Consider the following 26,192-nt stretch of genomic DNA (forward strand, 5'->3'; position numbering starts at 1 on the left):
CAGGTCGGGGTGCAGGGTAGCGCATCCAGGACAGATTTTCTGTCCCCATCGTCTAGAGGCCTAGGACATCACCCTTTCACGGTGAGTACAGGGGTTCGAATCCCCTTGGGGACGCCAGACCGGCTGAATCAGCCAACAACAAAGCCGCCTGGTAACAGCGCGGCTTTTTTGTTATGGCTCCATGCGAATGTTTTTCTTTCTCCCTTGACTATGCCATTACCCACCGATCGCGCTGCATCTTTGGCCATCTTCTGTAAAGTCGTCGACAACTACGGCGATATCGGCATTTGCTGGCGCCTGGCGCGGCAGTTGCAGAGCGAGCACGGCGTGGCCGTGACCCTGTGGGTCGACGATCTGGCCAGCTTCCAGCGCATCTGCCCCGAGATCGACGTGGCGGTGGAAAGCCAGCAGGCGGCCGGCGTCACGGTGCGCCACTGGCGCGGCCAGGATGGCGCATTTGCGCCGACCGACATTGCCGATATCGTCATTGAATTCTTTGCCTGCGACATTCCGCCCGGCTATATTGCCGCCATGGCGCAATGCACTCCCCATCCGGTGTGGCTGAATCTGGAAGGCTTGACGGCCGAAGAGTGGGTCGAAGGCTGTCATGCGCTGACGTCGCCGCGCCACGGCATGATCAAGCATTTCTTTTTCCCCGGCTTCACGCATAAAACCGGGGGCTTGCTGCGCGAAGCGGCGCTGGAAGAAAAGCGCCTGGCGTTCCAGGCCGATGCGGCCGCCATGGCGGCTTTCCTGCGGCAGTTTGGTGTGACGGCGGCGGAACTGTCCGCGCTGAAAGTGTCGCTGTTCTGCTATCCGTCCGCGCCCGTGGCCGAGCTGTTCGCCGCCTGGCGGCAGGGTGATGAGCCTGTAGTGTGCCTGGTGCCGGAAGGCGTGGCGTTCGACGCCGTTCAGGCCTTTATCGGCGACGATGCGGCGCCGGCCGGTGCGGCGCGCACGCGCGGCGCGCTTACCGTGCGCGTGCTGCCCTTCGTGTCGCAGGATGATTACGACCGCCTGCTGTGGGCCTGCGATGTGAATTTCGTGCGTGGCGAGGATTCCTTCGTGCGCGCGCAGTGGGCTGGCAAGCCTTTCCTCTGGCATATCTACCTGCAGGATGAAAACCTGCATCACGTGAAATTGCGCGCCTTCCTGCAGCGCTACGCGGTGGACGGGCAGGGGGCGATAGCCAGCCTGGCGCAGGCGGCGCTGGCCTGGAATGGCGCCGGCGCGGACGCCTTGCCGTGGACGGCGCTGTGGCCCGCATTGTGCGCCGATATGCCGCGCATCAGCGTCCGTGCGCAGGACTGGCAGAGGCAGATGCAGGAAAATGGTGATCTGGCAAGTAACCTGCTGGCGTTCGCTGGCGCGACGAGATAGGCGCTTGCCAAAAATTAAGGTAAAATGCCCGGTTATTTCTAACGTATTTTTAACCGATCAAACGCAAGCTTGCGGCGCTGATGGCACCCAGGCGGCAGATGGTCTTCATGCAACCCACTTTTTACGTACATTCCTATGAAACCCGCAAAAGAAATTCGTGTTGGCAATATCATCATGGTCGACAGCAAGCCAATGATCGTGTTGCGTTCTGATGTCAACGGTTCGAGCCGCACGGGCTTCACCTACAAATGGAAGATGAAAAATCTTCTGACGAACACCCCGATGGAAAACGTCTTCCGTGGCGACGACAAGTTCGACGTTGTTGTTCTGGATAAAAAGCCAGTGACCTATTCCTACTTCGCCGACCCGCTGTTCGTCTTCATGGACGCCGAGTACAACCAGTACGAAATCGAAGAAGAAAACCTGGGCGAAGCGCTGAACTACCTGAAAGATGGCATGGAATGCGAAGCCATTTTCTACGACGGCAAAGCGATCTCCGTTGAACTGCCTACGACCATCGCCCGTCAAGTGGTGTACTCGGAGCCTGCAGTCAAAGGCAATACTTCGGGCAACGTCCTGAAAGAAGCCAAGATCGAAAACGCCATCGACGCACATCGCCACACCGTGCAAGTGCCGCTGTTCGTGGCACAGGACGACGTCATCGAAATCGACACCCGTACCAACGAATACAAGCGTGTCGTACGCAACTAAGAGATCATCGCGCTGCGCTGCCTGCAGGGCCCGGCACATGCCGGCCTGGCATGCTCCAGTGTCCGATCACCAGGAAACGCTGCCTTCGGGCAGCGTTTTTTTTTTGCTTAAAAAATAATTCCGTTCAACAACAATTGAGTTGCAAGGGCTGCTATGCTATGACTCACGCATTATTGCGTTAGAAACATTGAAGTTTCCTGGAGATAGCATGCAGCGCAGTCACACCTTACGCACTGGCCCCTATCGGGGCGGCGCCACGCCCGCCGGGGCGGCCGTACCAGCGCGCGCTGCGCGTGCTGTCCTGTCCCGCCCGACAACGCCTGCCAGCCCCATGGCCCATCTGCTGGATGCGGGAGTCCTGCCGCAGCAGCAGATGATGCAGGCAGGCAAGCTCAGTTCGCATGCGCTGACGTCGCAATATCTGGCACGCATCCGCTCGCTGTGCAGTATCGGTGCGCGTGCCCATGCCGGCATCGAGATCAATCCCGACGCCTTGAAAATCGCCCTGGAGATGGACCGCGAACGGCAGGTGCACAAGGTGCGCGGCCCCTTGCATGGCATCCCCATCGTCTTGCGCGACAATATTGCCACCGGCGACCGCATGAAGACGCGCACTCAGGCGCCGTCGGCCTCCAGCGCCAGTTGCGATTCATTTATTGCCGCCCGACTGCGCGCCGCTGGCGCCGTCATCATCGGCAAGAGCAATTTGCGCCAGTGGGCCGCCGTCAGCGTGCCGCATGCGAGTGCCAGCTGGGCCGGCCTGACGATACTGGCCGTGGACAACGAAACGCACGGCTCCATCGTCGCTCCCGCCTCCACCTGCGGCCTGGTCGCCATCCAGCCCACGGGCAGGGCCGCAGCCGGACAGGCCGACGAAGCGGCCACGGCCGGGCCGATGGCGCCCAGCGTGCGTGAGGCGGCCTGGCTGCTGGCCGCTATGTCCGATGCGGGCAGGGTCGATGCGCCGGAACTCGATCCGCGCGGCTTGCACGGGCGCCGCCTTGGCGTGGCGCGCAGCCTGTTTGGCCACTGCGCCGAGACCGATGGTGTGATCGAGCAAGCCTTGCAGGTGCTGCGTGGCCAGGGCGCGGCACTGCTGGAGCTGGCGGAACTGCCGTCCACGCCCGAGCCTGGCGCCATCGAAGCGCTGCTGCACGCGCATGCGCTCGATGCGCTGGTGGGGCCCACATGCCATGGCGTGCCGCTGGCGCATACGCTGCAGCCGCATATCACGGTACCAGCCGGCACGGTGCGTGGCTTGCCGGCCGGCTTGTCCTTCATCGGAGCCGCCCACGGCGAAGCCCGGCTGATCAGCATGGCGTTCGCCTATGAGCAGGCGACCTTGCACCGGCGTACGCCGGCATTGCCGTCCAGTATCACCGAAGCGCTGCGCTGAGCATGCCGTGTTCCTTACTTTTAGCCCCCTCTGATATTTTATGCTTGCAACTTTGCTGCTGAGCGCGGCCGTGACTGCCGCCACCCCCGCTTTCGATGCCACGCAACTGTCCGGCAGCTGGTCCGACAGCTTCAATTCCAACAGCGTGTGCGATCCGTCGCGGCACCTTACGCGCATGCAGCTGTCTGATGATCATGCGCGGCTGGCGATCTTCAACGACCGCATGCGCAGTAGCAAGCTGGGCGAGGCCAACCATTTTGCCGCCACGGTGGTGGCGGAAACGGAGCGCAGCCTGACCATCCGCTATGACAATGAAAATCGTCTGGATGACCAAGGGAAACCGGTGGAATGGCAGTTGATTGTCGTTGCGCCCGGCGTGTACCGCTGGCGCCAGGCAGACTGGCCCGAAGGCAAGGTCAATGGCGTGGTGGGCATCCGCTGTTCGCCTTGATGCGTTTGCCTTGATGCCGTGCCAGGGAAGGGCATGTCATTCTGTTATGCTCTGTGCTGTATTGTTTTCCAGGAACTCGCATGCCTGTACGTTTATTCTCCTCCCTGGGCCTGGCTGCCGCCGTGGCGCTGGCCGTCATGCCGGCGCAGGCCCGCACGCCCAGGCTGTCGCTGGTCGAGCAGGCGCAAAGCTGCGATGGCGGCGCCAGCTGCCCGTATTTCGCCGACGTCTACAAGGCCGACTATGCCTTCCGCACCGCCTTCAAGGTGGCCATCAAAAAAGCCGGCCTGAAACGGCAGCGCTGGGTGCCGGATGGCGTGACCAGCCCGCTCAAGCCCGTCGAGATCGATGGCAAGGCCCGCCTGCTGAGCAGTGTCTGCGAACCGCACAATTGCGGCCACCGCTATTCCATCCTCTATGATCCGGCCACGCGCAGCATGACGGGCGTGTACCTGGGCCGCGACGCCAAAGGGGAAGCGCGCACCGTGTATTTCGGCGAACCCAGCATCGCCGAAGCCGACCTGCTGTACAAGAACTGATGGCCGCGCCCCTGCGCATTTCCAGCGGGCGCGACGAGCTGGACGTGGCCATGATCCACCGCTACCTGAGCGAGCAGTCGTACTGGAAGCGGGGCGTGGCGCTGGAGGTGGTGCGCAAGGGCATCGACAACGCGCTGTGTTTCGGTGGCTATGTGGAGGGCCAGCAAGTGGCGTTTGCCCGCGTCGTCACCGACTATACGGACTTTGCCTATCTGCGCGACGTGTTTGTGCTGCCCGCCTTCCAGGGGCGTGGCTACGGCCGGCAACTGGTGGCCGCCGTGCTTGGCGACGAGCGCCTGCGCGGCGTGGGCTGGATGCTGGCGACCGACGATGCACAGGGCTTGTACGCCAGCTTTGGTTTTGAGTCCCTGGCAACGCCAGAGAAATACATGCGCCGCCCGGCGCCATGATGATTATCAAATAAATAGTTTATTCCAAGAAAACCATTAATATTGTTGCATGAAATTAATGTTGCCTTGATAATGACAACATGCCATCATTCGCGCACTGTTGCGATTGCTCACGCGTCATCCCGGACGTTTTGGTTTGCCGTCGCCATCGGGCGAGGGCGCGCCGCATGAGCGGTCTGACGGGTCGTCCTTGGCACGTTTTTTCGACACTTTTAAGGAAATCATCATGAAACAATATGGCGCCGAGTTTCTCGGCACTTTCTGGCTGGTGCTGGGCGGTTGCGGCAGCGCCGTGCTGGCCGCCGGCTTCCCTGGCCTGGGCATCGGATTTGCCGGCGTGGCGCTGGCGTTTGGCTTGACGGTGCTGACGATGGCCTATGCCATCGGCCACATCTCGGGCTGCCACCTGAATCCCGCCGTCTCGATCGGCCTGTGGGCCGGCGGCCGCTTCCCCGCCAATCAATTGCTGCCGTACATCATCGCGCAAGTGCTGGGCGCCATCGTGGCAGGCGGCGTGCTGTACGTGATCGCCAGCGGCCAGGCCGGTTTCGATGTCAGCAAGGGTTTTGCCTCGAACGGCTACGGCGCCCATTCGCCGGGCGGCTACTCGATGCTGTCGGCGCTGGTCATTGAAATCGTGCTGACCATGTTCTTCCTGATCGTCATCCTAGGCGCCACGGACAAGCGCGCCCCGGCCGGCTTTGCCCCGCTGCCGATCGGTCTGGCGCTGACCCTGATCCACCTGATCAGCATTCCCGTCACCAATACCTCTGTCAATCCGGCCCGCAGCACGGGCGTGGCCCTGTACGTGGGCGACTGGGCCACCAGCCAGCTGTGGCTGTTCTGGCTGGCACCCATCATCGGCGCCCTGCTCGGAGCGATGGCCTACCGTCTGATCGCGGGCGAGAAGAAGTAAGTTTCTTGCTTTGAAGGCAACGGTTGGTCGGCCTGGCCCGCAGGGCGCAAGCCGACGCTGCCGGCAGCACCCGCACCTGGGCTTATTCCGCGCCGCGCCACTCGCTCAGGTAGTGCTGCGGCGTGCGGCCCAGGATGCGGCGGAACATGGCGCTGAAGGCGCTGGGGCTGGCGTAGCCCAGCGCATAGGCGATGGCGGCCACGCCTTCGCCCCGGTCCAGGCGGCAAAAGGCCTCCGCCAAATGCACTTGCTGCAGCCATTGGCGGTAATGCAGTCCCGTTTCCTTGGGAAACAAGCGGATCAGGGTGCGCGCGCTGGCGCCCGCATCCTGGGCCCAGTCCTCGATGCTGCGCCGACTGCCGGGTGCTGCCATGATGGCCGAACACACGGCCACCAGGCGCCGGTCGCGCGGCCAGGGGATGGCCAGCGGCACGGTATCGGCGGCGGCCAGTTCCGACAGGATCAGGTGGGCCAGCCAGTCGCCGCGTCCCGCCAGCGCATACTCGATCGGTTCGGCCAGCAGTGCCAGGATCAGCTCGCGCAACAGCCGGCTCACTTCCAGCACCTTGCAATCGGTGCCGAACTGGGCAGCGACCTGCGCATCGATGTACACGGTGCGCATGCTCAGTTCGCTGAGTATGTGTACCTCATGCACGATGCCTACAGGTATCAGCAGGGCGCGCCGGGGCGGCAAGATCCACACGCCATGCTCGGTACTCACGCGCATCACGCCCTGCGTCGCATACAGCAACTGTGCCCGTACATGGCTGTGCGGCGCCGTATAGTCGGACGCCGCATATTGCTTGGACATGGCTGTCACGGGACGGGGCACATGCTGGTAGTCGTGCGAACTGGTGCTGCGGCTGAACGGCACGCCATCGGGATGGGTCTGGGCGGGGTGGTGGGTGTACATGTGTCTCTGCTGCTGCGTTGTCACCGGGTTGTCACTTGCGCGACGATTATTGGAAGTTAGTAGTCCGGTGACCATACTATACTGCTTTCTTTGCGGGGCCGCCTGCCGGGCCCCATCATTGCGGAAGAACCATGCACACCACCACGACGTCTGCCGCCGCCATGCCGGCGGCCCCTACACACCAGAGTTCCCAACAACAATCCGGTCTGGCCATGCACATCCTGGGCGCCGTCGCCTTCGTGCATTTGCTCAATGACTTGATCCAGGCATTATTGCCGTCGATTTATCCGATGCTGAAAGCCGAGTTTTCACTCAGTTTTACCCAGGTCGGCCTCATTACCCTGACGTTCCAGTGCACGGCCTCGCTGCTGCAGCCGTGGATCGGCCTGTACACGGACCGCCGCCCGCTGCCGTTCCTGCTGCCGGTGGGCATGTGCTTTACCCTGGCCGGCGTGCTGATGCTGGCCGTCGTCACGACTTTCCCGACCCTGCTGCTCGCTGCCGGGCTGATCGGCGTCGGTTCCTCGACTTTTCACCCGGAAGCGTCGCGCGTGGCGCGCATGGCGTCGGGCGGACGCTACGGTTTTGCCCAGTCGCTGTTCCAGGTGGGCGGCAATGTGGGCTCCGCCCTGGGGCCGCTGCTGGCGGCTGCCGTCATCGTCAAGCGTGGTCACGGCAATGTCGCCTGGTTCAGCCTGCTGGCCGTGCTGGCCATCGGCGTGCTGTACAAGGTCAGCCAGTGGTATAGCGGGCACCTGGCCAGTTTCAAGCCGAAGGCGGGCGGCCACGGGCCGAACTTGTCGCGCAACAAGGTGATGGGCGCCCTGGGCGTGCTGGCCCTGCTGGTGTTCTCGAAGTACATCTACATGGCCAGCCTGTCGAGCTACTACACCTTCTACCTGATGGACAAATTCCATTTGTCGCTCGGCGATGCCCAGCTCTACCTGTTCCTCTTCCTCGCCGCCGTGGCGGCCGGCACCTTCATGGGCGGCCCTATCGGCGATCGCATCGGCCGCAAGCGCGTGATCTGGATTTCCATCCTGGGCGCGGCGCCATTTACCCTGCTGCTGCCCTACGTCGACCTGTTCTGGACGGCCGTCTTGACGGTGATCATCGGCTTCGTGATTTCGTCCGCGTTTTCCGCCATCGTCGTCTTCGCGCAGGAACTGGTGCCGGGCAAGGTGGGCATGATCGCGGGGATTTTCTTTGGCCTGATGTTCGGCGTGTCCGGCATCGCGGCCGCCGCCATGGGCCACCTGGCCGACATTTCGGGCATCGCCTATGTGTATAAAATCTGCTCCTATTTGCCGCTGCTGGGCATCCTGACGGTGCTGCTGCCGCATATCGAGCAGGCGAAAAAATAAGCCAGTGCCGCCGGCAGGCTTGACGGCCCGCCGGTGCGCATGCGATATTGCCCCCATGCTTACATCCATCCTCATTTCAGCCACTGTCACCGCCGCCACTGCCGCCGCGCTGTGTCCGTGTACCTGGCCCCGTGAGGATGCGGCCCGGCGCCGTTAAACTTTTTATTCCTCATTCCGATGGCCACAGTGTTGAAAAACCTGTGGCCATTTTCTTTTTCCGCAACGCGCATGAAAGCCCCGCATGACACTTCATTTATACGACACGTATAGCCGCAGCCTGCGGCCCTTCGAACCCCTCGCCGCCGGCCAGGCAGGCCTGTACGCCTGCGGCCCCACCGTCTACGATTACGCGCACATCGGCAACCTGCGCACCTATCTGTTCGTCGATGGCTTGCGCCGCGCGCTGGAATGGAACGGCTTGCAGGTGCGCCACGTGATGAACATCACGGACGTCGGTCATTTGACGTCGGACGCCGACAGCGGCGACGACAAGATCGAGGCGCGCAGCGCCCGCAGCGGCAAGTCGGCCTGGGACATCGCCGCCGAATTTACGCGCGCGTTCGAAGGTGACCTGCGTGCGCTGAATATCCTGCCGCCCACCGTCTGGTGCCGCGCCACGGACCACATCGCCGAGCAGATTGCCTTCATCCTCGACCTGGAAGCGAAGGGCTATACCTACCGCACGGATGACGGCATCTATTTCGACACGACGCGCCAGGACAGCTACGGCAAACTGGCGCGCCTGCACCGCGACGGCCTGCAGGCTGGGAAAAGGGTGGAGCTGGGAGAGAAGCGCGACATCTGCGACTTCGCCCTGTGGAAGTTCAGCGGCGTGCCGGGCCAGCGGCAGATGGAATGGGACAGCCCCTGGGGCCTGGGCTTTCCCGGCTGGCATATCGAATGCTCGGCCATGGCGGAAAAGCACCTGGGCGCGTATTTCGACATCCATTGCGGCGGCGAGGACCACGTGGCCGTCCACCACAGCAACGAGATCGCCCAGACGGAGGCGCGCCACGGCACGCGCCTGGCCAACTTCTGGCTGCACGGCGCCTTTTTGAAAACGCAGGACGCGAAGATGTCGAAATCGTCGGGCGACTTTTTACGTTTGCACAGCCTGGTGGAGCAGTGCATCGATCCGCTTGCCTACCGCTACTTGTGCCTGGGCGCCCACTACCGTGGCAGCCTCAATTTTACGGACGAGGCTTTGCGCGCCGCCGCCAGCGGCCTGGCGCGCCTGCGCGTCACCGTCCATGGCCTTGGCGAAGCGCAGGGCGAGGCCGATCCTGATCCTGCGTGGCTGGCGCGCTTCGCGGCGCAGCTCAACGATGACCTGAACTTCCCGCGCGCCTTGGCCGTGGCCTGGGAGCTGCTGAAAAGCGCGCTGCCGGACGCCGTCAAAAAGTCCACCCTGGCCCGCTTCGATGCGGCCCTGGGACTGGACTTGCTGGCCTGGCAGCCGGCGCAGGTGGACGTGCCGCAGCCGGTGCAGGCGTGGATGGCACAACGGGCCATCGCCCGCGCGCAGCGCCAGTGGGCCGAGGCCGACCGCCTGCGCGCACTGGCGCGCGCGGCCGGCTATGACATCGACGATACGCCGCAGGGGCAACAGGCGCGGCGCTTGTGAAGATGTCCGGCATAATGGCCGCCTGATGAAACTGGAGATGCCGTGAAGCGCCATTTACTGCTATTGAGTTGTTGCCTTGCCTTGTCAAACGCCGCGCAGGCGGCCAGCGCCTGTCCCGGTTTTCCCGCGCTGGCTACCTCCGGCGACACGCTGCTGGCGCAAGTGCGCGCGCTGCCGCCCGTCGGCATCGACCGGGAAGGGCAAGCGTGCGCGCCGGCCACCGTCATCGATTTCGCCTACAGCGGCGGGGTGCTGTGCAGTTTTGGCGCGGGCAAGGAAGCCGTGGAGGCGGCGACATCCGCCGTCACGCGGCTGGCCGATGGCGGCGAACTGGTCGAATACCTGTATCTGTTCCCGTATGCGCCGGCCACGCATGCGCGCCTGCTGGCGCTGCTGGGCGCGCGTTTTACGCCGGTCGACAAGGCCGCCTGGCCCGCCTTTCTGCAGAGGGCCAGGCCGGGCAAGGAAACCACGGCCCTGTTCACGCACGGCGGCTACTACATCTCGCTGGGCAAGCCCGCCGAAGGCGATCCGGCCGAATGGTATTCGAATGTGATCTTTGAAAAAATGGACCAGCCCGCGCTGGGCGTGCGCAAGGTGTGCAAGGATGCCGGCGATGCTTGAAGCGGCTGCCTTTCCGGCCGCATTGGCGGACACCGTGGCACGCCTGCTGCCAGCGCTGTCCCCCGGTCAGCTGCATGTGCCATCGGCCCCGTTCGAGGTGCTGCAAAATGGCCGGCTGCTGCGCATTCCCGTGCGCACCCACTATGCGCGTGAACGGCTGCTGGTCTGTGCCGCGCTGCCCGGCGACGCTGGCGTCATCGCCCTGTGCCTGGGCACGCGCCACCATGACGGCCATCTGCGCGAAGCGTGTGCAAGGCAGCTGCTGCAGCAGGAACGGGCGTGGACGGTGCCCTTCATCGTGCACCTGTGCGGCGAATACGTGCTGGAGATTGTCGAAGTAATTGGCGCTGCGTTGCCGGCCTGGAATGCGCAGGCGCTGGCGCGCTATCTGCTGGAGAATCCTGGGTATGTGGAGACGCTGCAGCGGCGCGCCGTCAGCTACTGGAACTGCTACTACCGCCGGCAGTATCCCGTGTGGGAAGACTATCCGGCACGCAGGACCATGGCGGCCCTGCGCGCATTACAGCTTACGCCTCGATGAAGCGCATCTTGAAGCTGCGGCCCTTGATGTTGCCGAAGTCGCGGCCCAGCGGGTTGCCCGCGTTCAGGCGCTTGAAGGCCGCTTCGGCCACGGAGCGGTCGATGGCCACATAGGTCATGAACTCGAACACGTTGATCTTGCCTACTTGCTCTTTGGTCAGGCCGGCGTCGCCCGTCAGCGCACCGAGCAAATCGCCCGGGCGCAGCTTGTCCTTCTTGCCGCCCATGATGCACAAGGTGACCATCGGCGCCGGCAGGGCCTCGGCGCCATCGTCCTCGCCCAGTTCCTTCAAGTCGTGCCATTCGACGGCGCTGTTCTGGTACTGCTCGATCAGCTTGACCCATTTTTTTTCGTTCGGCGCGCACAGCGACAGGGCCAGGCCCTTCTTGCTGCCACGGCCCGTGCGGCCGATGCGGTGGATATGCACTTCCGTGTCCTTCGAGACGTCGACGTTGATCACGGCGCCCAGGTCGGAAATATCCAGGCCGCGCGCGGCCACGTCGGTGGCCACCAGCACGGAGCAGCTGCGGTTGGCGAACAGCACCAGGATTTCATCGCGCTCGCGCTGTTCCAGCTCGCCGTACAGGGCCAGCGCGGAAAAGCCTTGCTGGCGCAGTTCCTCGGCCAGTTCGCGGCAATGCACCTTGGTATTGCAGAAGGCCAGGGTCGATTCCGGCTTGAAGTGTTTCAACAGCTTGCCGACGGCCGCATTGCGCTCATCGAAGCCGATTTCATAGAAGCGCTGTTCGATCTTGTCGTTGTCATGCTGCGCTTCGACCGTCACTTCCAGCGGGTTGACAAGGAACGAGGCCGTGGCGCGGCGGATGTCTTCCGGGTAGGTGGCCGAGAACAGCAAGGTCTGGCGGCGTGCCGGACAGGCGCTGACGATGCCGGCGATTTCTTCATAAAAACCCATGTCCGTCATGCGGTCCGCTTCATCGAGCACCAGGGTCTGCACGTGGTTCAGGTTGATGGTGCCGCGGCCGATATGGTCGCGCAGCCGGCCCGGCGTGCCGACGACGATGTGCGCGCCGTGTTCCAGCGAGGCGATTTGCGGGCGCATCGGCGCTCCGCCCGTCAGCGTCAGGATCTTGATATTGCCGGCCGCGCGCGCCAGGCGGCGCAGCTCATTGGCCACCTGGTCGGCCAGCTCGCGCGTCGGGCACAGCACCAGGCCCTGCACGGCGAACCAGGCAGGATTGAGCTTGTGCAGGATGCCGATGCCGAAGGCGGCCGTCTTGCCGCTGCCCGTTTTCGCCTGGGCGATCAGGTCGCGGCCATCGAGTACCGCCGGCAGGCTTTGCGCCTGGATGGTGGTCATCTCGTGGTAGCCGAGCGAGTCCAGGTTGGCCAGAAAGGCGGGCGTCAGCGGCAGGCTGGAAAAAGCGGTAGTAGTGGCGTTCATAGGGCGGGACCGGGTAAAAAGCGGGTGGGTGGGCACAGTCTACAGGCGATTTACGCCCTTGTGCGGATGGTGATGAAGCCGGCGGCAAACGGCCGCCCGCGTTGGGAAATCAGGTATCAGGCGCCCAGATGGGCAGGCCGGTGAGATCGAGGCCGGCGTCGCGCGTCCACACGGGCAAGCCCGTGGCATCGGTCGGCTCCAGCAATTCCAGCTGCACCTGTTTCAAGGCCACCTTGCGCACGCGCGCGCGGCGCTGCGGTTCCGGCGCCGGCTCTGGCGCGTCGTGCGCAGGCGGCGGGCCGAAACCGGGCAAGTCGATGGTGGCGTTGTCTTTTTTATCTCTCATTTGCTAACCTCTGTCCCTGGCCTGCGAAAGCCAGGGGGCGGGCAAGGTGCTGCCCGCCTATGTCTATACGCTTTAACTTCATCCACAAAACAAAAGCCCGGCTACTGGAGTCGGGCTCATTGTTGGGACAACCTGCAGGAAAACTTGTCCTGCGGATTTAAGTGCGGCACGCAGTGTATCACAGGCGTGCCGCATTGTGGGAAGGGCCGTTGTGCAATCAGCGGAAGCTGAGGGCGCCTGTCAGGTCGCCCGGCGGCAGCGCGCCGCGCGACGCGAACGCGTCATTGCGCACCTTCAGGCCTTCGAGCAGCGGCAGGTCGTGTAGGCGCGTGATCAGGCGCAGGATCGACGTCGTGTCATAAAAACTGTGGTCGACGGCGCCTTTTTTCGCGTATGGCGAGACGACGATGGCGGGAATGCGCGTACCCGGGCCCCAGCGGTCGCCTTTTGGCGGCGCCACGTGGTCCCACCAGCCGCCGTTTTCGTCGAAGGTGATCACCACGATCATGTCCTTCCACTGCGGCGAGGCCTTCAAGTGAGCGATGACGTTGGCCACGTGCTGGTCACCCGACTCGATGTCCGAGTAACCGGCGTGCAGGTTCAGGTTGCCCTGCGGCTTGTAGAAAGTCACGGCCGGCAGCTTGCCCGCCACGGCGGCGGCGAGGAATTTGTTCGAGATCGGGCTGTCGCCCGTGCCGCCGTCGCGCAGGTGCTCGGCGCGCGCCGCCGTGCCTGGGGCGAACTGCTTGAAGTAGTTCAGCGGCTGGTGGTGGAACTGGAAGTTCGGCTTGCTGCCGCCGCCCTTGTGTTCGAGCGCCGCTTGCCAGCCGCCGCCATACCAGGCCCAGCTCACGCCCTTGCGCGACAGCAGGTCGCCGATGGTGTCGTAGGTTTGCGGCGGCAGGGTATTCGCGTCGGCCGGATCGGCGTGCAGCGGGTCGCCGTCGTAGGCGGGACGGATGTAGCTGGGCTGGTACGGCGGCGCCATGGTGTTGACGGCATAGCCGTCCGGCGTGATGGCGCCGTCATTGACGTATTTCGGCTTGCCGTCCAGCGCGGACGCCGGGCACTCGGGCGAGATCGCCAGGCGCACGCCTTGCGGGCCGTCGGCCAGCACGGCGATCTTTTTCTTCGCCGCCGTTTCGGCGGCGTTGAAGTATTCGTTGGCGCGGCCAGTGACGAGGAACTGGTGGTTCATGTAGGAGCCGCCGAAGGCTGCCATGAAGAAGTTGTCGCACAGCGTGTACTGCTCGGCGATCTGCCACAGGTTCAGGTTTTTCGACGTTTCGCCGTAATGGCCCATCACCAGGCCGCCGCTGTCGGCCCACGCGGCGAAGCCGTCGTTCTTGCCGCCGTTGATCTGCATCTGGTTGTTATAGAAACGGTGCACCAGGTCGCGCGTGATGATGCTCTCGGGCAGCGGCTTGCCGGCCGCGTCGCTCAATTTGTAGGGCGCGTTGGGCAAGCCGGCAATCTGGTCTTCCTTGATCAGGTAATCGACGCCGCCGACATTCTGCTGGTTCGGCACCAGCCCGCCCCAGATCTTCGGCAGGGTGGCCAGCGGCTTGCCGTCGCGGTCCAGTTGCTGCGCCTGTTCCGCCGTGACGGCGGACAGCGGCGCGCTGGTGCCGGGGAAGTTGGCGAACAGGTTGTTGAAGCTGCGGTTTTCCAGGTAGATCACGACCACGTTCTTGACGTGCGCCTTGAGTTTCGCGTCGAGCGAGCCCTTGGCGATGGTTTTCTTCGCGGGCGCGGCATCGGCCAGCGCCGGCAGGCTGGCGGCCAGGCCGACTGCGGAAGCAGCCTGGAAAATGCGCCGGCGCGAGGGATTGGCGGGTTGGTCGGCCGGATCGGCTGGCAGGGCGGGGGCGAGGTCCTTCACACATTCTCCTTGGTGTCTCTGTGGCACGGGCCGTGGTCGCGGCCCGTGAAGCGGAAAATTGTATCACCGGCCCCTGGGTAGTGTGAAATATTCGGCCGCCGCCCCCGGCGCCATCAGCGCATCAGAACTGGTAGCGCACTTTCAACGCCACCTTGCGCGCCGGGCCATACATGCCCGAGTACCACCAGTCCGACACGGAAGCCGTGTACTGCTTGTCGAACAGGTTGGCCACGTTGACGGTGGCCGACAGCTTGTCGTTGATGTCGTAGCGCGCCATCAGGCTGGCCACCGAGTAGGCCTTCTGTTCCCAGTGCAGCGTGCTGTTGATCTGCCACGCGTCGATGTCCGAATACACGCGGCTTTGCCAGTTCAAGCCGCCGCCCACCGTCAGGCGATGCAGGTCGCCAGGCAGGCGGTAGGTGGTCCACAGTTTCACCAGGTGGCGCGGGAAGGTGGTCTGGATCGCCTTGCCCTCCGCATTTTCCGTCTGGCTGTACGACCACGACGCCGAGACATTCCAGTTGGGCGTGAGGGCACCTGTCGCTTCCAGGTCGATGCCCTGGGTATCGGCGCCCTTGATGGTGCGGAAGGCCGGATCGTTGGAGCCGGGCAGGGTGTGGCCCGGATCCGTTTCGGCCAGGTTTTTCTGGCGGATCAGATACAGCGCGGCGGACGTGTTCAGGCGGCCGTCGAACCAGCCGCTCTTGATGCCCGCTTCATAGGTCTTGCCTTCGCGCGGTGCCAGCAGCTTGCCGTAGCGGTCTTGCGAGGCTTGGGGCTGGTAGATGGTGGAGTAGCTGGCGTAGGCGCTGTGCGTGGCGTCGATGTCGAACACCAGGCCGCCGTACGGCGTGAAGACGCTGCTGTCCGATGCCGGCGACGCGCTGTAAAACTGCACGCTGGGCGCGTCCGAAATGTAGTTCTCGCTGTAGCGCAGCACTTTGGCGCCAGCGATCAGCTTCAGGCGCTCGGACAGCGTGAAGCGGCTGGCCGCGTAGGCGCTGGCCTGGCGGCGCGTGCTGTCGTAGGTGACGAAAGTGTCGCCAAACACGGGCGCTGCCATGCGGTTCCAGTGGTACAGATTGACTGGCTGGCCCTGCATGTCCGCGTCGCGGCGGCCATCCGTGGTGCTTTTGAATTCGTTGTAGTCCATGCCCAGCACCAGTTCGTGCTGGCGGCCGAACGCGCTGAACGGTCCGCGCACATTGACGTCCACGCTGTTGACCCTGAGCTGGTAATCGCGGTAGTCGGCGCTCATGCGCAGGCCATCGCCCGTAAGCTGGTTGGGAAAGCCGCCGCTCACGTTGATGAACGCCGAGCGCTCTTCCTGCGAGGACTGCACGCGGTTGGCCGAGATTTTCAGCTTCCAGTCGTTCGCCAGCGCGTGTTCCAGGGTGGCGAAGAGGTCGGTGGAATTGCTGCCGAAGCGGTTCGAAGCGGCGGCCGGGCTGAAGGAGCGGGGCAGTTTCGTCATGACGCCATTGTCGTAGAACAGGGGGAAGCCCAGGTAGGACAGCGATCCCTTGGAGCGGTTGCGCTGGTGCGTCACGCCGGCCGTCAGTTTCGTGCCGCTGGCGAGATCGGCCTCGAGCACGCCGTAGATCACCTTCTTGTCGCGGCTGTAGTTGTCGACGATGCTGTCGCCTTCCTCGTACAGCGCCACCATGCGGCCACGCAGGCTGCCCGCCTCGTTGAGCGGGCCGGCGATGTCGGCCAGGCCGCGGCGTTCATCGCGCGAGCCCACTTCGCCTTCGACCGAGGCCTGGAACTGCGCCGTCGGCTTCTTGCGCACCATGTTGATGGCGCCCGAGGCGTCGCCCGCGCCCGTCATCAGGCCCGAGGCGCCGCGCAGCACTTCGATGCGGTCGTACAGCGCCATGTCGGCCAGGCTTTGCGACGGTATCGCGTTGAGGCCCAGGTTTTCAGAGTGGGTGCTGATGCCATCGAGCTGGTAGTTGGTGATGGCATAGCCGCGCGAGGTAAAGCCCGAGCGTTCGCTGCCCAGCGAGAACAGGGTGATGCCCGGCGTCTGCGCCATCACTTGCGCGATCGTCGTCAAGCCCTGGTCCTGCATGCGCTGCTGCGTGATGACGCTGACGGACTGCGGCGTTTCCTTCACGGACAGGCCCAGTGGGGTGGCCGTGGACACCGGCAGGGCGGAGACGTAGGCGCCCGAGCCTTCAGTGGCGTCCTGCTGCGCCTTGACCGATACTTCCGGCATCATCGACAGCGCTTCGCCGCCCGCTGCGGCGTCGGCCGCGCGCAGGGCATAGCTGCCGTTGGCGCTGCGCTCGGCCTTCAGGCCCGTGCCGCGCAGCACGCCGGCCAGCGCGGCATGCACGTCATGGCGGCCAGTGAGTCCCGCCGTCGTCTTGCCGCGCGTCTGTTCCGGCGTGAAGCCCAGGATGACGCGGGACTGGCTGGCGACCTGGCGCAGCGCGGCAGCCAGGTCGCCGGCGGGCACCTGGAAGTCGTGGCTGGCCGCTTGCGCGGCGGCGCTTTCCTGCGCCAGTGCCGGTGCCGGCACGTTCAGCAGCAGGGCCGAGCCGAGGAAGACGAGGTGGATGGCATACGCCATGCGCTTGATGGGCGGCTTGGAATGATGAATGGCAGGAGACATGGTTACCTTGTGTTGTAGTCGTCAAAAGAACTTTGCATACACAGGTCACGCGAGAATCGAAAGCGGGTAAGTTTTTTTGCGCCGGACGTCAAATAAATGCTCAGCGCCGCTGGCGCGCTTCCACCTGCACCCAGTAGCGCGTGCGCAGGCGCACGTCGACAGGCAGGGACTCGGGCAGTGCCAGCAGGACGGCTTGCGCATCGTCGAGCGGGAAGACGCCGGAGATGCGCAGGCCGGCGACGGCATCATCGCAGCCGAGGAAGCCGTGGCGGTAGCGGCTCAGTTCATGCAGGAAGTCGCGCAGCGGCATGCCGTCGGCCAGCAGCAAGCCTTTGCGCCAGGCCCAGGTGTCGGGCGATGCGGCTTGCATGGACAGCACGCGCCGCGCATCCATGCTGGCGCTGCGGCCGGCGGGAATGACCACGCTGCCGTCGCCATGGCGCGGCATCAGCCGGACCGCGCCTTCCTCGACGGCGACCATGGTGTGGCCGTCGGCCTGGCGCACCGAATAGCGCGTGCCCAGCGCCTGGGCATGGCCATGGGCGGTTTCGACGAGGAAGGGGCGGTAGGGCAGGCCGGCTTCGCGCGCAGTGGCGATGAAGGCTTCGCCCTGCACCAGTTGCAGCAGGCGCTGCGTGCCGCTGAAGCGGACATTGACGGCGCTGGCGCTATTCAGATGCAGCCGGCTGCCGTCAGGCAGCGTCAGCTCGCGGCGCTGGCCCACGCCCGTGGAAATGTCGGCCAGTGCGGCGCGCGCGAAGCCGGGCGCGTATTCCGAACGCGCGCCCAGCCAGCCCGTCAGGCCGATGGTGCCAGCCCACGCCAGCAACTGCAGGCTGCGGCGGCGCGAGGTATGTACGGCAAGGCGGGAACGCGGACCGGAACCTTGCTGCAGCGCCTGGCGGCCCGCCTGCGCATCGAGTTCGCGCAAGCCGCCGCTGGCGCTTTCGATGTGCGCCCAGGCACGCTCGTGGTCGGGGTGCGCCTGGCGCCAGTGCTGCCACGCGGTTTTGTCCGCCGGCGTGGCTTCTCCGCTCATCAGGGTGGTCAGCCATTCGGCCGCCTGCATGGCGATGGCCAGGTCGATGGGCTGTCCCTGGGCGTAGACGGTGGCGCGGCCCATCTCAGGGGGCGGCAAAATCAGGCACGGCGAAAAAGCACAGCAAATTGGCCTTGCTCAGGTATTTTTTCACGGAATGCGTGGTGGTGCCCAGTTCCGCGGCGATCTCGGCATATGTCATGCCGTCCAGGTGGGCCAGCAGGAAGGCGGCCTTGGCCTTGCCGGACAGCTTGTCCAGCGCGCGGTCGACCAGCTGCAGCGATTCGAGCACGATGGCCAGGCTTTCCGGCGACGGCATGCTGGCCTGCGGCTGCAGCAGCAGGGCGTCCAGGTAGGCGCGTTCGAGTTCCACGCGGCGGCAGTGGTTGGCCAGCAGGCGACTGGCGATGGTGGCCAGGAAAGGACGCGGCTGCATGATGCCGGCACTGCCGCGCGCGACGAGCACCTTGATGAAGGTATCCTGCGCCAGGTCGCCCGCCAGGCCCGCATCGTGCAGGCGCCGCTTGAGCCAGCGCAGCAGCCACGAGTGGTGCTCGCGGTACAGGGACTGGAAGTCGGATGGCGGGGAGGTGGCGGACAGCATCGGAAGCACAGCTTAATGTAAATGAGAATTGTTCTCATAATAACCGAGCGGCGTACGCCAGGCAATCAGGAAAACGCTGCGTTGCTGAAATGCGACTGCGCGCCAGGCCCGCGCGCGGCGCCCTTTTGCGCTGACGCACGGCAGATGTAAAAGTTTCCTTGGCGCAAGCTTTCATGTGAGAAAATGCGGCTGTCGATGTGGCGCGGAGCGGAGCGAAAGATGATGTGGATGGTTGGTGGTGCCCTGGTTCTCCTGGTCGCCAGATTTGTATGGCTGGCCTATTTTCACCGGGTCAACGCGATGTCGCGCCAGGCGGAATTGATGCACTGGATCGACATTGGCCGCGTGTCGAATGCGAATGGCGGCAAGGATATTTTGTTGGCGCGCAATGAGCGCGGCGTGAAGATCGACTGGCGCACGGGCGAAGTGTGGCTGATGAACCCGAAGGTGGCCGAGCCGTTCGCCGATTTTCTTGCCGTCGAGCGCTGGCTGACCCTGCGCGACATGGCGGCGGACAAACCGGCCGCTGCCGCGCCTGCACCCGCACCGGCGGAGCCGGAGCCCGTGCCTGACGCCGGACCGGCGCGCGATACCCTGCCGGCCTTCCAGCAAAAGGTCGACGATTGCCTGGCGAAAGCGGAAGGCGGGCAGGAAATGCTGGAAACGAAGCAGGCATTCGAGGCGGGCAGCGCGCCGTATCTCGACGCGTCGACGGCATTGAGCAAGGCGGCGCTGGAACTGGACGTGTCGCCGGCGCTGGTGGCCACCTTCCACATCAGCGCGTTTGCGGCCCTGGCCGAGACGACGGGCGCCGACAAGCTGGAACGCGCCGCCGCCAGCCTGCACGCCGCGGCAAGGCAGATTCGCGCGGCCGGCGCCGTGTAAGCGCAAGGCGGGCGACATGCCTGCCGCGCCGGCCAGCCCTGGAATGAAAAAACCGCCGGGTCCCTTGCAGGAGCCAGCGGTTTTTATGTATTGGTTGCGGGGACAGGATTTGAACCTGTGACCTTCGGGTTATGAGCCCGACGAGCTGCCAGACTGCTCCACCCCGCAGGCGAATTATATACCATTTTGCTGCGTTGCGTAATGGCCACAGTAAATGAGACCTCGCCGCACCGGCGACAGCGCGGCAAAGCGGTCAATCGCTGGCGCCTTCCGCGTCTAGCGGCGCCGCTTGCAGCGGGAAGACGGCGGTCGTGCCTTGCCGCGTGAACGGGGTGCCGAAGCCTGCTTTGCCATTGTGCAGTGCGTAGGGCAGGAAGAGGGTCACGGAAGCGCCATCCTGGCGATCGAGCGCGATGGCGATGGCGATGGCGTCGGATGGCTGTCCGTCCGGCGGCACGGCCACGCTGGCGTCGTAGGCGAGGGCGGTGGCCCGGTAGTCGCCTTTGCTGGCGCCCGCCGCCAGGTCGGCCTGGATCAGCTTGACGATGTCCGCCGGCGGCGGCGTGGCCTCGTCATCGGAGCCGTCGTAGCCGCCCAGGGCGACGATCTGGCCGCTGGCCTGCATGGCGGCGCCGAAAGGCAGGAAGCCGCCATGCTTTTCCAGTTGCGCAATGGCGAAGGGCAGCACGAATCGCTGCAGGAGGGTGCTGTCGTCCAGCGCTTCGCCGCGTGCTGGCGACGTGGCGGGAAGCAGCAGGCAGGCAAGCAAGGCGGCGGTGCGAAGGAAGGTCATGGGGTTGTGGCAAGTCAAAGAGAGTGACAATTTAACATGGCCAGAGATGCCGGATGGCGCGGGTGATGCGCGGAGGGGATGCGGCGCAATGGAAAAAGCCGCTGATCTTTTGCAAGAATCAGCGGCTTTCCGGTATCTGGTTGCGGGGACAGGATTTGAACCTGTGACCTTCGGGTTATGAGCCCGACGAGCTGCCAGACTGCTCCACCCCGCAGGCGAATTATAGCGGGGTTTGCTGCAATGCGCAATGGCCGGCTTTCAGGGCCTCGCTTATGCCGCCGCCAGGCGCCACAGCGAGGTGATTTCCTTCGAGCGTGCCGCGTGCAGGCTGTCGGTGGCGTCTTGCGCGCGCGGGTGCGTGGGTTTCACGTCCAGGCGGTCGATGACTTTCAGGCCCGCCTGTTCTAGCCACTCGAGCAATTGCGCGCGCGGGCGCAGACCCAGGTGCTCGGCCAGGTCGGACAGGATCAGCCAACCTTCGCCGCCTGGCTCCAGGTGGCCGGCCAGGCCGGCCAGGAAACCGCGCAGCATGCGGCTGTCCGGATCGTAGACGGCATATTCGATTGGCGAGCTGGGGCGGGCTGGCAGCCATGGCGGATTGCACACGACCAGCGGCGCACGGCCGGCGGGGAACAAGTCGGCCTGCACCACCTCGACCTTGTCGGCCACGTCCAGGCGGGCCAGGTTTTCACGCGCGCAGGACAGGGCGCGCGGGTCCTGGTCGGTGGCGACGATGCGTTCGATGCCGCGCTGCGCCAGCACGGCGGCCAGCACGCCCGTGCCCGTGCCGATATCGAAGGCCAGCTTGGCGCGCGGTGGCAGCGGCGCTTCGGCCACCAGGCCCACGTATTCGCCGCGAATCGGCGCGAAGACACCGTAGTGCGGGTGGATGCGCTGGCCCAGGGCCGGCAATTCCACGCCCGTGCGGCGCCATTCATGCGCGCCGATCAGGCCCAGCAGTTCGCGCAGCGAAGCGACGAACGCTTCCTCGCCACGGCCATACGCTTCATTGCAGGCCAGTTTCACGTCCGGCGCGCGGCGCAGTGGAATCGTGTAGTCGGCATCGAAAGGCAGCAGCAGCATGGCCAGGGTGCGGGCGCGCTGCGACTGGGCCTGGCGGTGCAAATGGAACGCTTCCGTGGCGGATGGTTCCGGCTTCGCCAACTTGGCGGCCTTGGCTTTTTTACTCGGCTTGTCGTTCTTGTGGTCGGCGCGCCGCGCCAGCGCCTGCAGCAGCTGGCGCGCGTTCTGGAAGTCGCCGCGCCACAGCATGGCCGTGCCTTCGCAGGCCAGGCGGTAAGCCTGGTCGGCCGTCGTGCGGTCGTCGGCGATGACGACGCGCTTGGGCGGCGGCATGCCGCTTTCCGAGCGCCAGCGGGCCGAATGCTCGGCGCCGTTTTCGCTCCAGTGGATCTGCGGATGGACGGTAGGTGAAGAAGTGTCGGACATGGGATTCAATCGATAGAAGGTGGGCGCGCGGCATGGTCGCCTGCGCAGGCCGTCTTCTATTATACGTCGCTGCCCGTGCCGCCTGCACTGCCGGTGATGTCCGTGCCATAGGCCCCGGCCAGCGCGCGGGCGCGCGCCTGCGCTTCGGGCGTGGCATCCGCTGTCTTCCTGCCGGTGTCGGCGGCTGCATCCGGCTGTACCAGCTTGAGCAGGCGCAAGCTGAGGCTGCCGGCCTGGTCGGCATCCTGGCCGCTGGCGCTGATGCCATCGGCCTGGCCGTTGCCGGATTGGCTCTTGAAGATGCTGCTTTGCAATTGCTGGCCCAGCAGCTTGAACAGGTCGTTGAGGCTGCCGCCGAAGCGGGTATCGGGCAATTCTTTCGTGGGCAGGGCGGCGTCATCGGCTGGCTGGTCTTGTTGCGCCTGGCCCTGCGTCTGTTCGAGAACACCCGCGCCGATGCTTGACTGGTATTGCACTTCCACTTCGAATGCAAAGGTCTGGCCATCGGCCGTGGTGATCTTGCCCTTGCCGATGAAGTGGGCGTTTTCATCGAGGCTGAAGGCGGCTGCGCGGCTGCTGCCATGCGCGCCGGAAACACTGGCGCTGCCACTGCTGAAGCTGGCATCGGCCTGCAAGTCGACGGAGTCGAAGGCCACGCTGGCGCCATCGCCGAACAGCTGGCGCGTCATGCTGGTAAGAAAGTCCTGCGCCACGTCGACGGTGGCGTTGCCGAGCGCGTCCGTGCGCTGGGCCAGTCCCCTGGCCGACAGGTCCAGGCCATTTTTCGACAGCGCCACCACGTCTTGCGCGGTGCGCTGCATCAGCGGCGACGCGCCCAGGCCCCCCGTATTGCCGCCCGCTTTGGGCGGCGTTTGCCCTGCCAGGGTAGTGGCGGCAGGCTGGCGCGAGCCGGGAAGGAGGGCGGGAAGCTGGGACATGGTCGCTTGCATATGGGTTGTGTCTCGTATTTAACGACAGCAATCGCCCATACTTTAACCATTAGTGGTGGTGCGACCAGCTACCGTCCGCCGATTCCAGGTAAGACTTGACGGCATCGGCCTGGCCCGTGGCGTGACGCTTGAGTTCGCCGCATGCGCAAATGCCTTGATACGGCTGGATATGCGAGCAGGCGGAGACTTTTTGCAGGAAGACCTGCATGGATTTGTGACATTTTACGCACTTGAAGGTGAGGCTGCGGGCGGCTTTCATGGGGTTCCTTGAACTGTTGCGGGGCGTAGCGGGTCGTTACGCGAAGGCGGCGATTTTAACGCACTCCGCCCATCGTTACACGTTGTTGCATCTGCGCCACGCACGCGTCAACTGAATCCGTGCCGTGACGTTGAGCGTATATAGGAGGCCGTCTGGCCGCCATTGAAGAGGTCGCACCATGGACAAGCGTGACAAGCAGCAAGTTGTACAGCCTGGCAAGGAACTCGTCAGGAAATGGTTGAAAGCGGAACTGGAACAGCGCCGGCCACCGCCCGACCCCGAGCAGATCCGCCGCGAACTGGGCTGGGACATGCTCAGGCTGTGCCGCGAGCCAGGCAGCCGCTAGCTGCCGCTTGCTCAGCGCACCGTCACCACGCTCTTGCCGCCGGACCCCGGCTGGACCAGGATCCTGGTGGCGATGCGCTCCGTCATTTCCTGCACGTGCGAGATCACGCCCACCTTGCGGCCCATGGCTTGCAAGCCGTCGAGCGCATCCATGGCCACGCGCAGGGTTTCCGTATCCAGGCTGCCGAAGCCCTCGTCGATGAACAGCGATTCCACGCGCACGCGGTTGGACGACAACGAGGCCAGGCCCAGCGCCAGGGCCAGCGAGACGAGGAACGACTCGCCGCCCGACAGCGAGTGCACGGAGCGCAGCTCGCCGCCCATGTCCTGGTCGCGCACCATCAGGCCCAGCGACGGGTTGTTCGGGTTGTCGATGCGTTCCAGCTGATAGCGGCGCGCCAGGTGGTTCAAATGCGCGTTGGCATAGCCAAGCAGCACTTCCAGGGTGAATTGCTGCGCGTAGTTGCGGAAGCGCTTGCCATCGGCCGAGCCGATCAGCTCATTCAGGCTGGCCCAGCGCCGCTCGATGCTGGCCTGCGCCTCGATCTGCGCCAGCATCGCTTGCGCGCTGTGGCGCTTGGCGTCGTCCTGCGCGATGGCCAGGCGCAAACGCGTCGCTTCTTCATTGGCCGCCTGGCGTTCGGCCAGCAGCGATGCGAGTGCCGTGTGCAATACCTCCACATCCATTTCCAGCCCGTCGGGCGGCTGCGCCAGGTGCGCCGCGTGCTGCCGCTGGCGCTCGGCCAGCACGGAAACAGCGGCAGTGTGGCGGTCGGCGATTACTTGCAGTGCATCGCGTTCGGCGCGCATGGAATCGACGGATACCGCCAGGCGCGCGCGCAGATCGTCGAGCGTGGCCGGCGCATGATGCGGGTGCCGTTGCTGGAACTGGCGCAGCCAGTCCTGCAGGGCGGCTGCGGCGCCGTCTTCCTGTTCGCGCAGGGCGGCCAGGCGCTGCGCCAGCTGCGCGCACGCTTCTTCCAGACGCGCGCGTTCCTGGCTGGCCGTTTGCGCTGCCGCTTGCCGCTGCGCCAGTTGCGCTTTGGCCGCCACGACATTCGCCGCCAGCGTGCGCTCGACGTCGGCCACGCCCTGGCCTTGCCATAGCGCGTTGCGTTCGGCTTGCAGCGTTGTCAAGCGCTTGTCGAGGGAGGCGAATGCCGCATGCGCTTCCTGCGCCGTTTGCTGCGCCTTGCCGGCCGCCAGCTGCGCCGCTTCCAGCTGGGCTGCCAGGGTGGCCAGCGCGTGGCTGCGGCCGTCCTGTTCCGCGTGCTGCTTCAGCCATTGCCGGCTTTCCGTTTCGCGCGCCGCGCGGAAATCGGCAGGACCGGCGCGCCAGCCTTCTTTCCAGTCTTCGGCGCCCTCGGCGTCGGCAAACGCGCCATCGAGCTGCGCCAGCAAGCCGTCGAGCGCGGCGCGCGCCGTCTCGCCCTTGTCCGTGTTCGCCGTCTGCTGCGCCTGCAGCTGCGCCAGGCGCGCTTGCGCATCGGCGACGCTGCTTGTGCAGCGTGCATGCTCGCCGGACGCCAGTTCGTGCGCCGCCTGCGCCTGCTCGCGCGCAATGCTGGCCAGCCGCAGCGCCGCCTCCTGCTGCGCCAGCGCCTGCAAGCCGGCCGCATTTTCGGCCAGCTGCTGCGTGAACCAGTCCGCGCGCTGCGCTTCCTGCGGCAGCTGCAGGCTGTCGGCATGCGGCTGCCATTGCGCGTTCAGGCTGTCGATGACGGACGGCAGCGCCGCCAGTTCTTCCGCCGTCCGCGCCTGTTCGCGCACATGGGCGGCCAGCGCCGCCTTGTGCGCGGCCAGCCGTTCCACATTGCCGCGTGCTTGCGCGCGGCAAGCCAGCACCTGGTCCTGCAAGCTGGCCAGCATCGCCTGCAAGGCGTCGTCGGCGTGGCTGTACGGGTGTTCCAGCGCGCCGCAGACGGGGCAGGGCTGATCCTCCTGCAAATTGGCGCGTAGCTGCTCCACGCTGGCCGCGCATGCCGCTTCCGCGCCTTTCAAGGATTTTTCCGCCTGCGCCAGGCCTGCTTCCAGCAGCGCCGTTTGTGCCGCTTCCACCGCCAGGGCGGCGCTTTCCGTTTGCGCGGCCTGTTCCAGCTGGGCGGACCTGGCTTGCCAGTGCGCCAGCGCCTGCTGCTGGCGCGCCAGTTCGCTCCAGGTCTTTTCCGCGCTGGTCAAGGTACGCGCATGCGCTTCCAGCTGGCCGCGCTGTTCCTGCAAGCGCTGGCCATCGATGGCTTGCACGGCGGCTGCCGCCGCATGCCGTTCGCTCTCGCGCGCTGCCAGCACGGCGGCGGCGCTGGCCAGCGCCGCTTGTGCCGCCTGCGCGCTTTCGCCGGCCTGGCGCACCTGCTGCGCCGATGCGGCCACGCTGGCGTCGGCTGCGTCGGCTTGCGCGGCCGCCTGGCCGGCCTGGGCAAACAATTGATCCCACAACTGCCACGACTGCGCCAGCGCCTGCCAGTGTCCGTGTGCGGCCAGCCACTGGCGTCCCGTTTCCTGTGCCGCCTGCGCGGCTTGCTGGCGCTGTTGCAGCGCTTGCAGTGCGGCGCGCGCCGTATCGTTGGCCTGGTCGGCCGCCAGCGCGCCATCCTGTGCCTGGCGGTGCGCGGGCAAGTGGGCTGCCACGCCTGCGTCGAGTGCCTTGGCCTGGTCGAGCAGGGGAGCCGCCTCGCGTTGCGCCGTCTCCTGCGCCTGCAGGACGCTAGCCGCCTGCAGGCTGGCGCTCGCCTGCTGTGCCTCGCTG

25 protein-coding genes and 3 tRNA genes are annotated in these 26,192 nt (G+C 65.2%); 14 read left to right on the forward strand and 14 right to left on the reverse strand.

Annotated elements, in window-relative coordinates; translation table 11 throughout:
• The first annotated feature begins 41 nt into the window (after window positions 1-41).
• The 8 genes from JaAD80_RS23710 to aqpZ all read left to right on the forward strand — a co-directional run bounded on the left by JaAD80_RS23710 (window position 42) and on the right by aqpZ (window position 5,803).
• A tRNA-Glu gene (locus JaAD80_RS23710) sits at window positions 42-117 on the forward strand.
• 93 nt (window positions 118-210) lie between these two features.
• A complete protein-coding gene (earP, locus tag JaAD80_RS23715; protein WP_102298164.1) occupies window positions 211-1,380 on the forward strand; it encodes an elongation factor P maturation arginine rhamnosyltransferase EarP in 1,170 nt (389 codons plus the stop codon).
• A gap of 135 nt (window positions 1,381-1,515) precedes the next feature.
• Window positions 1,516-2,091, forward strand: a complete 576-nt coding sequence (locus tag JaAD80_RS23720) for an elongation factor P (RefSeq protein WP_034778059.1) — start codon at window positions 1,516-1,518, stop codon at window positions 2,089-2,091.
• Window positions 2,092-2,422: 331 nt separating this feature from the next.
• On the forward strand, window positions 2,423-3,487 hold the full coding sequence (locus JaAD80_RS23725; protein ID WP_258003147.1) for an amidase family protein: 1,065 nt from the start codon (window positions 2,423-2,425) through the stop codon (window positions 3,485-3,487).
• Window positions 3,488-3,527: 40 nt separating this feature from the next.
• On the forward strand, window positions 3,528-3,938 hold the full coding sequence (locus JaAD80_RS23730; RefSeq protein ID WP_146012506.1) for a hypothetical protein: 411 nt from the start codon (window positions 3,528-3,530) through the stop codon (window positions 3,936-3,938).
• Window positions 3,939-4,018: 80 nt separating this feature from the next.
• Window positions 4,019-4,477: an Ivy family c-type lysozyme inhibitor gene (locus JaAD80_RS23735; protein ID WP_102298172.1), complete on the forward strand. Its 459-nt coding sequence runs from the start codon at window positions 4,019-4,021 to the stop codon at window positions 4,475-4,477.
• Entirely contained in the window at window positions 4,477-4,887 is a 411-nt protein-coding gene (locus JaAD80_RS23740; protein ID WP_102298176.1) for a GNAT family N-acetyltransferase, read from the forward strand. Before JaAD80_RS23735 ends, JaAD80_RS23740 begins: the two co-directional genes overlap by 1 nt.
• Before the next feature lie 226 nt (window positions 4,888-5,113).
• Window positions 5,114-5,803, forward strand: coding sequence for an aquaporin Z (gene aqpZ / locus JaAD80_RS23745; protein ID WP_102298217.1), 690 nt, complete (start codon window positions 5,114-5,116; stop codon window positions 5,801-5,803).
• 82 nt (window positions 5,804-5,885) lie between these two features.
• On the opposite strand, the gene JaAD80_RS23750 is transcribed toward aqpZ, so the two are convergent.
• Window positions 5,886-6,716 carry a helix-turn-helix domain-containing protein gene (locus tag JaAD80_RS23750; RefSeq protein ID WP_102298179.1) on the reverse strand — a complete coding sequence of 277 codons (831 nt, stop codon included), beginning with the start codon at window positions 6,714-6,716 and terminating at the stop codon, window positions 5,886-5,888.
• A gap of 131 nt (window positions 6,717-6,847) precedes the next feature.
• On the opposite strand from JaAD80_RS23750, the gene JaAD80_RS23755 reads away from it, so the two are divergent.
• The 4 genes from JaAD80_RS23755 (at window position 6,848) to JaAD80_RS23770 (ending at window position 10,869) form a co-directional block, all read left to right on the forward strand.
• A complete protein-coding gene (locus tag JaAD80_RS23755; RefSeq protein ID WP_102298182.1) occupies window positions 6,848-8,080 on the forward strand; it encodes an MFS transporter in 1,233 nt (410 codons plus the stop codon).
• 241 nt (window positions 8,081-8,321) lie between these two features.
• A complete protein-coding gene (cysS, locus tag JaAD80_RS23760) occupies window positions 8,322-9,704 on the forward strand; it encodes a cysteine--tRNA ligase (protein WP_102298184.1) in 1,383 nt (460 codons plus the stop codon).
• A 42-nt stretch (window positions 9,705-9,746) separates the two neighbouring features.
• Window positions 9,747-10,328, forward strand: coding sequence for a hypothetical protein (locus JaAD80_RS23765; RefSeq protein WP_180979558.1), 582 nt, complete (start codon window positions 9,747-9,749; stop codon window positions 10,326-10,328).
• Window positions 10,321-10,869 carry a hypothetical protein gene (locus JaAD80_RS23770; protein WP_146012507.1) on the forward strand — a complete coding sequence of 183 codons (549 nt, stop codon included), beginning with the start codon at window positions 10,321-10,323 and terminating at the stop codon, window positions 10,867-10,869. Before JaAD80_RS23765 ends, JaAD80_RS23770 begins: the two co-directional genes overlap by 8 nt.
• Here JaAD80_RS23770 and dbpA read toward each other — a convergent pair.
• From dbpA to JaAD80_RS23800, 6 genes are all read right to left on the reverse strand, one after another.
• Window positions 10,856-12,274, reverse strand: coding sequence for an ATP-dependent RNA helicase DbpA (dbpA, locus tag JaAD80_RS23775; RefSeq protein WP_102298191.1), 1,419 nt, complete (start codon window positions 12,272-12,274; stop codon window positions 10,856-10,858). The genes JaAD80_RS23770 and dbpA overlap by 14 nt on opposite strands.
• A 109-nt stretch (window positions 12,275-12,383) precedes the next feature.
• Window positions 12,384-12,620: a hypothetical protein gene (locus tag JaAD80_RS23780; RefSeq protein WP_102298194.1), complete on the reverse strand. Its 237-nt coding sequence runs from the start codon at window positions 12,618-12,620 to the stop codon at window positions 12,384-12,386.
• Window positions 12,621-12,837: 217 nt separating this feature from the next.
• The gene (locus JaAD80_RS23785) at window positions 12,838-14,502 is read right to left on the reverse strand and encodes an acid phosphatase (protein ID WP_102298196.1); all 1,665 of its coding nucleotides are present in this window, start codon (window positions 14,500-14,502) and stop codon (window positions 12,838-12,840) included.
• 121 nt (window positions 14,503-14,623) lie between these two features.
• Window positions 14,624-17,122 (reverse strand): TonB-dependent receptor, encoded by a 2,499-nt coding sequence (locus tag JaAD80_RS23790; RefSeq protein ID WP_258003148.1) that lies wholly within the window; start codon window positions 17,120-17,122, stop codon window positions 14,624-14,626.
• A 100-nt stretch (window positions 17,123-17,222) separates the two neighbouring features.
• Window positions 17,223-18,245, reverse strand: coding sequence for a FecR domain-containing protein (locus JaAD80_RS23795; RefSeq protein ID WP_102298199.1), 1,023 nt, complete (start codon window positions 18,243-18,245; stop codon window positions 17,223-17,225).
• Window position 18,246: 1 nt separating this feature from the next.
• Window positions 18,247-18,765, reverse strand: coding sequence for a sigma-70 family RNA polymerase sigma factor (locus JaAD80_RS23800; protein WP_180979559.1), 519 nt, complete (start codon window positions 18,763-18,765; stop codon window positions 18,247-18,249).
• A gap of 219 nt (window positions 18,766-18,984) precedes the next feature.
• Here JaAD80_RS23800 and JaAD80_RS23805 point away from each other — a divergent pair, with 219 nt between their 5' ends.
• A complete protein-coding gene (locus JaAD80_RS23805) occupies window positions 18,985-19,650 on the forward strand; it encodes a hypothetical protein (protein ID WP_146012508.1) in 666 nt (221 codons plus the stop codon).
• 91 nt (window positions 19,651-19,741) lie between these two features.
• On the opposite strand, the gene JaAD80_RS23810 is transcribed toward JaAD80_RS23805, so the two are convergent.
• The 6 genes from JaAD80_RS23810 to JaAD80_RS23835 form a co-directional block, all read right to left on the reverse strand.
• A tRNA-Met gene (locus tag JaAD80_RS23810) sits at window positions 19,742-19,818 on the reverse strand.
• A gap of 85 nt (window positions 19,819-19,903) precedes the next feature.
• Window positions 19,904-20,443, reverse strand: coding sequence for a hypothetical protein (locus JaAD80_RS23815; RefSeq protein ID WP_102298206.1), 540 nt, complete (start codon window positions 20,441-20,443; stop codon window positions 19,904-19,906).
• A gap of 137 nt (window positions 20,444-20,580) precedes the next feature.
• Window positions 20,581-20,657, reverse strand: a tRNA-Met gene (locus JaAD80_RS23820).
• 56 nt (window positions 20,658-20,713) lie between these two features.
• Window positions 20,714-21,892 (reverse strand): class I SAM-dependent methyltransferase, encoded by a 1,179-nt coding sequence (locus JaAD80_RS23825; RefSeq protein ID WP_102298209.1) that lies wholly within the window; start codon window positions 21,890-21,892, stop codon window positions 20,714-20,716.
• 59 nt (window positions 21,893-21,951) lie between these two features.
• Window positions 21,952-22,830, reverse strand: a complete 879-nt coding sequence (locus JaAD80_RS23830) for a hypothetical protein (RefSeq protein WP_146012509.1) — start codon at window positions 22,828-22,830, stop codon at window positions 21,952-21,954.
• 61 nt (window positions 22,831-22,891) lie between these two features.
• The gene (locus JaAD80_RS23835) at window positions 22,892-23,101 is read right to left on the reverse strand and encodes a hypothetical protein (RefSeq protein ID WP_092799693.1); all 210 of its coding nucleotides are present in this window, start codon (window positions 23,099-23,101) and stop codon (window positions 22,892-22,894) included.
• A gap of 178 nt (window positions 23,102-23,279) precedes the next feature.
• Here JaAD80_RS23835 and JaAD80_RS30880 point away from each other — a divergent pair, with 178 nt between their 5' ends.
• Window positions 23,280-23,447, forward strand: coding sequence for a hypothetical protein (locus JaAD80_RS30880; RefSeq protein WP_180979560.1), 168 nt, complete (start codon window positions 23,280-23,282; stop codon window positions 23,445-23,447).
• Window positions 23,448-23,458: 11 nt separating this feature from the next.
• Here the strand turns inward: JaAD80_RS30880 and JaAD80_RS23840 are convergent.
• Window positions 23,459-26,192: SbcC/MukB-like Walker B domain-containing protein (locus JaAD80_RS23840; protein WP_102298215.1), on the reverse strand; the 2,734-nt coding region annotated here is incomplete at its 5' end.

Source organism: Janthinobacterium sp. AD80 (genome assembly GCF_002878455.1).
Taxonomy (GTDB): domain Bacteria; phylum Pseudomonadota; class Gammaproteobacteria; order Burkholderiales; family Burkholderiaceae_D; genus Janthinobacterium.